The organism is Streptomyces sp. NPDC025793, assembly GCF_055558375.1.
Window position 1 is genome coordinate 36,759 of the sequence record NZ_JBVHMR010000047.1, and the last position, 9,515, is coordinate 46,273.

Sequence of the window (9,515 nt, forward strand, 5' to 3'; positions counted from 1 at the left end):
TGAGTAGTTGAGGTGCAGGAAATCCCGGTGAGATCCGCGGGCGGTGCGGCGAAGACATGGTCAGGGCGGTCGATGGGACGTCGAGGGGGCATGGGGAGAGGCGGGCCGCGTTGTGGTGCGGGCATGCGTGAGTGCCATGCCGACGACCAGTCCGATGGCGATGGCGGTGACGATCGTGATGAGTTTCTGCAGGTCTTGAAATCCTTCGATGACGTAGCCCCCGGCCAGGGTGGTAAGGCCGCGCAATCCCAGCGAGCCGACCGTGAGGGTGAAGAAGCCAGGAAGGATGAGGATCAATCGAGGCGGGAAAGCGGGGTTGCGGTCCAGCAGATTGGCTGCGGCGGCCAGCACCACGGCAGCGACGAATGTGCCCCCGGTCTCCCGGATCAGCTTGGTGAACAGTGACTGCACGCCGACGGTGGCGTAGACCAGCACGAGGAGAGTCCCGAAGAAGCGGTGGGGAATGGCGAAGGCCAGGACTGCGCCGGCGGTGAAGGCGATCCCGCCCAGGATCAGTGCCCACTTGGGTAGGTCGGCTTTGGCGGCGGTGTCGAAGAGGGCGTTGAGGGGGGTGCCGGTGACGAATATGCCCATCAGAACGCCGAGGTAGAGCTGGACGAGCAGGAACATGGAGTAGACGAGCCGGATCGCGCCGGTGGTGATAAGGCCGACGGCCAGCTCGGTTGTCGATGCGCTCAGGAAGTCACCGGGAACGAAGTAGAACAGCGCCGGGAGCATCAACAGGACCGGACCGCCGTGTGCCGGATCGCCCGTGAACACTTCGATGGTCACGACGGAGACGACGGCCGAGACCATCAGGGGGAGAATTTTGGACAGTCGCGGCGCATGAACGGCGGCGACCACGAGTGCCGCGGCGATCGCGCCCAGGACGGCTGTGGTGGTGATCTCGTACCAGGTGGGCTGGACCAGCGGGGCGAAGCCCAGGGAGAACAGCAGGACGCCGAGGAACTTGAGCCACCAGGGGTACGGCGGCGGTGCGGCTTCGATGCGGGCCAGCCTGCGGTCGGCCTCGGCTACCCCGAGCCGGCCCGTCTTTACGTCGGCCAGGAAGGGCTTGAGTGCCGCGACTTGATCGAGCCGGAACACCTCCGGGAAGCCGTGCACGCAGACGGTGCGCACCCGGCCGTCGGCCGCGGTGATCGAGAGCACGGCCGCTTCGGGCACGAGGACTACGGACGCCTGGCCTCCGAAGGCCTGAGCGCTCGCGCCCACAGCTCGCTCGATGGAGTAGGCGCCCTCACCGGAAGAACGCAGCAGCAAGGCGGTGAGGCGGGCCAGGAAGGCGGTCAGATCGTCCAGGCCGGCGGCCGCATGCCCCATGTCCGCCTCCTTTGCCGCCAGGGTGCAGGGCGCGAAAGACGTCGTAGTCCCTTACGGCTTCAATCGATAGTTCGGGGGAAAGAATTGCACTGCCCATCGGCGGAAGTGGAAAATTTCGCTGCCTCCGTGTGATCGGAGGATGGCGACCGTCCGCCTGGCCTCGTTCTTGCCCCGCACCGGAACGAAGATCAGCCATTTACCCTGACTTAAGGCGGCAGAGTGGGCCGCGAGCGTTTTGCTTTCGTAGCCCCCGCGCTGCAGCCAACGCATGAAGCGGCCGAGAAGCCCGTGAGAGGTTCCCTTGCTGTCCAGAAGTCGCAGCCCTTCCGGCCCCTTCAGCACGTTAACATGAGACAGGTTGATCCCGGCTCTTTCCAAGTAATGACAGTATCTGCATACCGTTCTTCGTTATCCAGAACGGCAGCTACACTTTTCATCGGATACAGGTAGAAACGCTCTTCGTTCATCCGTGACTTACGCACATAAAGCCCCTTCGTGATTCCTCTCATCGAGCGTAACGAACCCGAATCCGCACGCTTCAAGATTTTCGCGGGAGCACCGTGAGAACCCGGACAACATGGTCCCTGAATTCCTCCATGAAGTCTCGAAGGAAACGTTCCGTATGCTCGTCGACGACTTCTCCATTGCTGGTGAAAACATCGGGTTTGAATCTGACATAGGCCTCCGGTGCATTCATTTGCGGCGAGTCGCAGAAGGTTAGAACACCGCGCAGACTCTGCTGGGCGAGGGCAGTGCCGAGGGCGCCGGGGGACGCTCCGATCACAGCGGAGGGTTTGTGCGCGAATGAGTTGCTCCCCCAGGGGCGGCTGGCCCAGTCAATGGCGTTTTTGAGAGCGCCCGGAATGGATCGGTTGTACTCCGGGGTCACAAATAGGAGGGCGTCGGCGGAGGCGATGGAATCCTTGAGCGCCTTGCCCTCGGCAGGATAGTCGCTGTCGTAGTCGTAACTGTAGAGGGGCAGATCCTTGATCGGAATCTCGAAGAATTCCAAATCAGATGGGGCCAGCCGGATCAGAGCCTTCGAGAGCGTCCGATTGATGGAGTGAGTCGCCAGACTTCCCACGAAGTAGCCGACCCTGTACGTAGTCATCGGTTCCTCGATTCAATCAGGGAGTTATGCAAGGAACGAAACCACGGCCGGGAGCGGGGCGCGTGCCGGCAGATCCGTCCAGGTGACCGCGTGGATCCACCTCGGGCCGCCCGCATTCCTCGACGGAGGTGTGAAGCACCGGTGCAGTGGGCGTCGAGAACCGCAGCCGCGCAAGCTGTGCGGGCACCGCCGAGGCGGTCGATTGCTGCTGTGCCGCGGCCTCAGAGGTGAACCAGCCGGAAGCTCATCAGCTTGTACGAGTCGGTTTCCCGAGGTGGGTGAGTGCGGCTGTGACCAGGGCCTGGACGCCGGTGTCCAGGGTGGGCTGCAGGACCGGTGCGAAGCGGGGGCTGTGGTTGACCGGGATGTCCTGGGCCACGGTGCCGCGTTGCCGGGCGGCCTCGTAGGCGTGCGGATCCACACAGCCCAGGGCCCAGTAGGTGTACGGGGTGCCGAAGGCGTCCGGGATCCGGCTGAAGTCCTCGCTGGCGCTCTGCAGCTCGACAGTGACCGCGCGCTCTCCGAACATCGCGGCGAAAGCGGCGGAGACCTCGCGGGTCACCACGTCGTCGTTGACAGTCGGCGGAAAGCGGGTGCCCTCCTCGATCTGCGGCGCGCGAGTCGCCCCGGAGGCGTCACACTCGGCATGGACGATGCGCCGCACGGCTGCCAGGACGGCCCGCCGGGTCTCGTCGTCGTACGTGCGCACGTTCACCAGCAGTTCGGCCGACTCCGGAATCACGTTGCCGCTCGAACCCGCCTGGACGGAGCCCACCGTGACCACGACCGGCTGGGTGGCGGCCAGCTCGCGCGAGACAATGGTCTGGAGCCGGACGACGATCATCGAGGCGATCACCACGGGGTCGATGGCGGCCTGTGGTGCCGAGCCGTGAGCGCCCCGGCCATGGACAGTGATCTTCACATTGTCCGCCGCGGAGAGAAAGGACCCGGCACGCGTGCCGACCTGCCCAGCCGGATAGGGAAGCACATGCTGGGCGAAGGCGACGTCCGGGCGAGGAATACGGTCGGTCAGCCCGTCGGCGAGCATCCGGTCAGCACCGTCCCCCGGCTCCTCGGCAGGCTGGAACAAGGCCACCAACGTGCCCTGCCACGCCCCCGGCGCGGCGGCCATGAGTCGCGCAGCCCCCAACAGGCAGGTGACGTGCATGTCGTGACCGCAGGCATGCGCCACGGGCACCCGGCGGCCGGAAGCATCCGTGGCTTCGGCCGTGCTGGCGTAGGTCAGACCGGTCTCCTCAAGGACCGGCAGAGCGTCCATGTCGGCCCGCAGCAAAACGGTCGGACCCTCGCCGTTGGCCAGCACACCGACCACACCGGTGCCGCCGATCCCCTCGTGCACCTGGTAGCCGCCGATCCCCTCGTGCACCTGGTAGCCGCCGATCCCCTCGTGCACCTGGTAGCCGCAGTTTCTCAGTCGTTCCGCCACCCGGGTCGCGGTGCGGTGCTCCTGGTGTCCCAGCTCGGGGTGGGCGTGCAGGTCCTTGTAGACCTCTTCGAGCTCGGAGCGGATGTCACCGAGCCCGGCCAGGACAGCATCCGCAGTGGTCTTGGGCGTCATGGCTGTGCACTCCTCCCTCTCGGTGGATGATCGCAGCGCCCGTTCAGGTCAGGGATCCCGGTCCTTGGGCGACCCCGGCCGCCAGTCGCGGCTGCCCGGCAGCTTCCAGCCCCAGTGGAACGCGGCCAGCCGCAGCGAGATCCCGACCGTGATTCCGGCCAGGACACCTACGGTGGGTGCGCCGAACCGGCTGCAGACCACCATCACCGCGCTCACCACGATCGCGACGGTCGCGTACAACGGCGTGCCGCCGAAGACGGAAGGGGTCCGCGCGAGCAGCAGGTCCCGGATCGCCCCGCCGCCGACCGCTGTGATGGTGCCCAGGAGCACGGCCGGCAGCCAGCCCAGGCCGACAGCGAGCGTCTTCTGCGCCCCGGCGACCGCCCAGACGCTCAGCGCCGAGGCATCCAGGAGGTTGAAGGCCCAACCGGATGTGTGGCGGCTCAGATCGGCTACGAAAGCCAGCAGGGTGCCGGCAGTGGCGACCGTGAGATAGGTGTAGTCGGTCAAGGCCACGGGCGTGCCGTGCTGCAGCAGGGTGTCGCGGAGGATTCCACCGCCAAGGCCGGAGACGATGCCGATGACCAGGAAGCCGAACAGATCCAGACGACTGGCCCGGGCCAGCACCCCGCCGAGCGTGCCGTTGGCGAACACCCCGCTCAGGTCCAGCGCCCGGGTCAGCTCGGTCACGCTCTCAGGCGACAACGACCGGGCCACAGACACCAGCGTCTCCCTTCACACTTCCGCTATCGAAGCAGCCGAAGGCGCTACGTGCCCGCCGGGCATGGCATGCGAGGCGGCTTGTCCAGTCACGGGCCAGCCGGACTGCGACTCGTAGCCGCGGATCTCGCCCAAGGTGAGTGACCCGGCCACGCGGAGCATGTCGCCCCAGCGGGCGCGTATCCGGTCAGCAGGCCGCTCCGGTCCGGGCAGCGGAGCCGCCACTTCGTAGTCCCCGCAGCTGGGTCGACGGGTCGCGGGGACGTCGAGGCGCCCGGCGAGGCTCACCCCCCGTCGTCCTCCTCGATGTCCGCGGCGCCCGCAAGGACGGCGCATCGCGCTCCTCGGTGTCGGGCACGGCTGCCCGGCCTGCACGGGTACAACGAATGGCCCGCGGGACGGGTACGCGCGGGAGTCACCCCTCGTCCAGGTCCTCGTCGTCCGCGTGGACCTCGTCCGGGTCGCGCAGGGGCCGCAGGCCCTGGGCGGGGCGTGGTGCCGAGCACCACGGCCGCGCTCGCGTGACGCCAGGCGAGCAGCCCGACGCCGCGCTCGTAGCGGTCGGCCAGGATGCCGAGCTGGTGCAGGGCGTCCGGGTGGTGGGTCAGGGCCCGTTCCGAGCCCGGGGACACGGCCGTGCTGCCGGACAACTGGCGGGAACCGGCTCGAACGACCAGAGACCATGGCGGCGTGAACTCTGGGCTGAGCCGATGAGCTCAGGTCACGGACGGCCATCTCTTCCTGGACCGGCCGGAACCGGTCCGTGGCCGCGACGATGGCGTCGATCGTGGCGTCCCCCGACAGCCCGTGCCCCTCGTCGCCGATCAGCACAAGCTCCGCGTCCGGCCACACCTGGGCCAGGTGCCATGCGATGTCCGGGGGGTCGCTGCGTAGCGGCGGGCGGCGAAGCCGTGCTCCAGGGGCAGGCCGATCTCCTCGCACAGCAGCGCCAGGACATCGGCCGCGTCGGCGTCGGACAGGTAGGCCGGCGCCCCTCCTCCGGCTCGTCATCGAGGCCGGGCAGGGGCGCAGGATCAGTCACGGTCCGGGCGCTTGCTGAAACAGGCCCCACCTGCGCTTTTCCAGCTCGCTGTGCACTGCGGCACCGGAACCCCCTCGTCACCGTGCAACTGGGCACCCCACACGATGCGTTGCCGGTCCTAGATTGGCGTCCGACACGCAGCTCCGAGGGTGGGTGTGTGGGGTCGTGTGGAAAAAAGGACTCCACCCCGCAGCCCAGGGCAGCCTGGTCATGTTGCTTAGCGCCAGACCGGGCCAAGCGGCACAACGGGAACGCTGCCACGTCTTTTCAGCGCGGCGGGCCCTGACGCATCCATAGCCGCCGCTCATGCTGCGGCCACACCAGTTGGGGGAGAGAGTCTTGTACAGAAAGAAGGCAACCACGATGCGCCGCACCGTCGCCACGGCGGCCGCCGCGCTCGCGCTCGTCGCCGGCTCGGCCTTGGGCGCCGCGAACACGGCGACCGCCACCACCTTCCATGCCGCCCCGGCCCACACCGCCTCGGCGCAGGCGTCCATACCCGCGGGCGCGCTCACCCTGGGGCAGGTGGCCGCTGGCGCCCACACCAAGGTCCACCACCACGCGGCCAGCGGTGTGACGCCCGCCGCAGTGTACGAGACCACCGTCGTGATCGACAGCCTCTACACCGTGACGCCCGGGCAGTGCCTCGACGCCGATGCCAACAACGGCGCCAGCGGCACCAAAGTGCAGGTCTGGCGGTGCAACGGGTCCGCGCAGCAGGAGTGGAACTCGTACAGCGACGGCCACCTCGAAAACGTCCGCTTCCCGGGGATGTGTCTTGACGCGGACACCGGCGGCGCCGGCAACAACGGAACCAGGGTCCAGCTGTGGCAGTGCAACGGCTCCACCCAGCAGGACTGGTTCCAGCGCCCCAACGACGCCGCCATCTACAACACGCGGTTCAACAACAACCTGAACACCGTGCTCGACCGGAACGCGACCATCACTGGTGACGGAGCCCCGGCCCAGCTGTGGCAGAAGAACTGGCAGTCCCAGCAGTGGTGGCACGCCGTCAGCGTCATCAACTAACCCACCCCGGCGGCCGCGCCGACGCGAGGGGGTTGTGGGCCTCACGGGCCCCCACACACTTCGCCGGGCGAGGCGGCTTCTCAGCGGCGGCGGCGCTGCGTTGCGAGCTGCTCCCTCAGTTCCCACATCTCCCGGCGTGTGAAGCGGAATGCGAGTGTGGAGCCGAGCAGCATGCCGAGGATCAGCAGGAACGCGCCGGGGAGGATGAGCAGTCGTATGTCTTCGGTCGTCATCGGCTGCGCCTCCTCAACTCGCCGCTCGTGCCGCACCGGTCGTCGACGGGGGAATCAAACGGCCGGTGCGACAGAGCGCACCCTCCTGCGCGCGGCAGGAGGAGTGATGGGATGATCACAATGCGCCACCCCGAACCCGCGTTTCACACTCGCGGCCCTCTTGCCGATCAAGTAGCGAGGCAAGCTCCTCTGCAGTGAGGGGCCCGCTGTCGCGAACGGGCTGGCCGATGTCGGCCGGCCGACTGGGTCTGACCGAGGGTCGGACCGCCGAGGCGCAGCACACCGTCTGCCGGGATCAGGCCGGAACCGGGCAACCGGATCCACCCCGCACCCATGCCTCGCCCGCGGGGATGCCGCAGCGGGGTAGAGGCCCCGGAGACGACGACGCCCCGTCGACAACCGGCGGGGCTTCAATCACCTGTGGGCCGAGCGCCCAGTTCCGGGGAAGCTGTGGTCGCAGTCCGGACCACACAGGGCGTAAGTGCCCGGCTTGCCGCATACGTGGTGAGCGAAGCCGGTGCGCCGAAGTAGCCGCCTGGCTCCCACGACTCAGTGTGCCCGCACTTCTCACACTCCAAGATGTTCACGCCGGGGGCTACTGCGCTGCCAGGATATGGCGCGGCCCGCCGGCCGGGATCCCCACCAGCCAGCGGGCCACTATGCACCTATGAGGGCGCCCCCTTCGCGGGGAGCACGACGGTACGCCCGGGATGGCCGAAACGGAATCGTCCGTCAGCGCTCCCACAGGTCCGGGCTGGTACCCCGCCACTCGATCCAGTCCGCTGCCGCCACGTCCTCTGGCTCGACGCCGTCCATGCCCGCCTCCTCCAGGAACTCGGCCACGTCGAGCAGCGAGTACGCCATCCCGACAAACCGAGCGCCGACGCGGACCCGTCGGCCGCCGTCCTCGGCCGGCGGGTATACGACGACCTGCGGCGTCTCGGTCACTTCTTCAGGGTGCGGCGTGGGCCGGGAGCGCGCATGCGGGACGACGGAGCCGTCCGTAGTCTGATGGTGCTCGGGGCAATCACGGAGGTCTACCGATGCCCCGAACCATATGGTCAGGCGCGATCAGCTTTGGGCTCGTGACGGTGCCCTGCAACGTGGTGAGCGCCACCGAAGACCACTCGATCCACTTCCACCAGTACCACCTGGAGGACATGGGGCGCGTGCGCTACCGAAAGGTGTGCGAGCTGGAGGACCGCGAGGTCGACCAGGTGGAGATCGGCAAGGGCTACGAACTGACCCGGGACACGGTCATCCCGATCACGGACGAGGAACTGGGCAACCTCCCGCTTCCGACGGCGAAGGCGATAGAAATCGACGCGTTCGTCCCACTGGAAGACATTGACCCCCTGAAGATCGGCGAGGGCTACTACCTCCAGCCGGCCGGTCAGGTCGCCGCCAAGCCGTACAAGCTCCTCGTCCAGGCCCTCGGCCGCTCCAGCAAGGTCGCCATTGCCAAATACGCATGGTCCGGGCGCGAGCGGCTCGGCATGCTCCGCGTCCGCGACGACGTGCTCGTGCTCCATGCCATGCGCTGGCCGGACGAGATCCGCGACCCCGCCGAACTGCTCCCCGCGCCGGTCGAGGTGTCCGAGGAGGAGATCGACGGCGCGCTGGCGCTCATGGACAGCATGTCGGTTGACGAGTTGGTGGGCCCGGAGTTCCAGGACCACTACACCGAGGCGCTCGGCCAGATCATCGAGGCCAAGCGCGGGCAGAAGCCGCTGCCCGCGGCGCCGGAGCTGGAGCAGCCGACCCAGGTCCTGGACCTAATGACCGCGCTGAATGCCTCCGTTCAGCAGGCCAAGGCCTCCCGTGGCGAGGAGGGCGGCCCGGCCGAGGTGCACGAGCTACCGAAGCCGAAGAAGAAGGCGGCCGTGAAAAAGCAGCCGGCAAAGAAAGCCGCGGCGAAGAAGGCCGCCGCCAAGAAGACGACGGGCGGCCGCCGGCCACGTAGCGCCTAGTCCAGGACACCCAGCTCTGTATCCGGCCGGCAGAAGCTGCAAGGCTTCACGCCGGCCGCGAGGGCGCGCCGGATTGTGTCCGAGTCCGTGGGCTTCGATCGCTTGCCTGCCATCGTGCACTCGCCTGTGTGCACTGCGGTCGGCAGAGAGTCCCGGTTGAGCCCGTACTCGATGATTCAATCCGGGGGCTCCGGTCGGGCCTGCTCGCTCTGCTGACGCTCGGCCTCGCGGCGTTCCTCGTCATCGATCCAGCGGCGGGTGCGGGCGAGGTCCTGCTCCTGGACGCGTTCGAGGAAGCGAAGAAGAGCGAGGCGAGAGGATTGATCGTGCACATGTTCGATATTAGCGCGCGGTACAAGACCGCTCACCCGCTCACCGCGCATGACCTCTCGCAGCGATTCCTAATGTCGTTTGTCAAGCCGCGAGGGCTGCGGGCGGCACGAGCTCGTAGGTCCGTCCGTCGCGCAGGAGGGCCCAGAGGACGTTCACG

The 9,515-nt window shown here is 67.7% G+C and carries 11 protein-coding genes; 2 read left to right on the plus strand and 9 right to left on the minus strand.

The genetic code is table 11. From position 1 onward, the window contains the following. Positions 1-60: 60 nt before the first annotated feature. The 5 genes from ACZ4MF_RS41930 to ACZ4MF_RS41950 form a co-directional block, all read right to left on the minus strand. Positions 61-1,341, minus strand: a complete 1,281-nt coding sequence (locus ACZ4MF_RS41930; RefSeq protein ID WP_467498687.1) for a threonine/serine exporter family protein — start codon at positions 1,339-1,341, stop codon at positions 61-63. Positions 1,342-1,392: 51 nt separating this feature from the next. Further along, the gene (locus ACZ4MF_RS41935; RefSeq protein WP_467498689.1) at positions 1,393-1,719 is read right to left on the minus strand and encodes a hypothetical protein; all 327 of its coding nucleotides are present in this window, start codon (positions 1,717-1,719) and stop codon (positions 1,393-1,395) included. A gap of 160 nt (positions 1,720-1,879) precedes the next feature. Then, positions 1,880-2,452 carry an NADPH-dependent FMN reductase gene (locus tag ACZ4MF_RS41940; protein ID WP_467498691.1) on the minus strand — a complete coding sequence of 191 codons (573 nt, stop codon included), beginning with the start codon at positions 2,450-2,452 and terminating at the stop codon, positions 1,880-1,882. Positions 2,453-2,699: 247 nt separating this feature from the next. Further along, the gene (locus tag ACZ4MF_RS41945; RefSeq protein WP_467498693.1) at positions 2,700-4,031 is read right to left on the minus strand and encodes an amidohydrolase; all 1,332 of its coding nucleotides are present in this window, start codon (positions 4,029-4,031) and stop codon (positions 2,700-2,702) included. 48 nt (positions 4,032-4,079) lie between these two features. Then, positions 4,080-4,721, minus strand: coding sequence for a trimeric intracellular cation channel family protein (locus tag ACZ4MF_RS41950; protein WP_467498695.1), 642 nt, complete (start codon positions 4,719-4,721; stop codon positions 4,080-4,082). A gap of 1,411 nt (positions 4,722-6,132) precedes the next feature. On the opposite strand from ACZ4MF_RS41950, the gene ACZ4MF_RS41955 reads away from it, so the two are divergent. Next, positions 6,133-6,822: an RICIN domain-containing protein gene (locus ACZ4MF_RS41955; RefSeq protein WP_467498697.1), complete on the plus strand. Its 690-nt coding sequence runs from the start codon at positions 6,133-6,135 to the stop codon at positions 6,820-6,822. Positions 6,823-6,902: 80 nt separating this feature from the next. Here ACZ4MF_RS41955 and ACZ4MF_RS41960 read toward each other — a convergent pair whose 3' ends face one another. Together ACZ4MF_RS41960 and ACZ4MF_RS41965 are read right to left on the minus strand one after the other, a co-directional pair. Continuing rightward, a complete protein-coding gene (locus tag ACZ4MF_RS41960) occupies positions 6,903-7,055 on the minus strand; it encodes a hypothetical protein (RefSeq protein WP_467498699.1) in 153 nt (50 codons plus the stop codon). A 732-nt stretch (positions 7,056-7,787) separates the two neighbouring features. Beyond that, the gene (locus ACZ4MF_RS41965) at positions 7,788-8,003 is read right to left on the minus strand and encodes a hypothetical protein (protein WP_467498701.1); all 216 of its coding nucleotides are present in this window, start codon (positions 8,001-8,003) and stop codon (positions 7,788-7,790) included. Between the two features lie 95 nt (positions 8,004-8,098). Here ACZ4MF_RS41965 and ku point away from each other — a divergent pair, with 95 nt between their 5' ends. Further along, entirely contained in the window at positions 8,099-9,025 is a 927-nt protein-coding gene (ku, locus tag ACZ4MF_RS41970) for a non-homologous end joining protein Ku (protein ID WP_467498703.1), read from the plus strand. On the opposite strand, the gene ACZ4MF_RS41975 is transcribed toward ku, so the two are convergent. Continuing rightward, a complete protein-coding gene (locus tag ACZ4MF_RS41975) occupies positions 9,022-9,201 on the minus strand; it encodes a DUF6233 domain-containing protein (RefSeq protein ID WP_467498713.1) in 180 nt (59 codons plus the stop codon). The two genes, ku and ACZ4MF_RS41975, sit on opposite strands and share 4 nt — an antisense overlap. After that, the gene (locus ACZ4MF_RS41980) at positions 9,202-9,357 is read right to left on the minus strand and encodes a hypothetical protein (protein ID WP_467498705.1); all 156 of its coding nucleotides are present in this window, start codon (positions 9,355-9,357) and stop codon (positions 9,202-9,204) included. Positions 9,358-9,515: the final 158 nt, after the last annotated feature.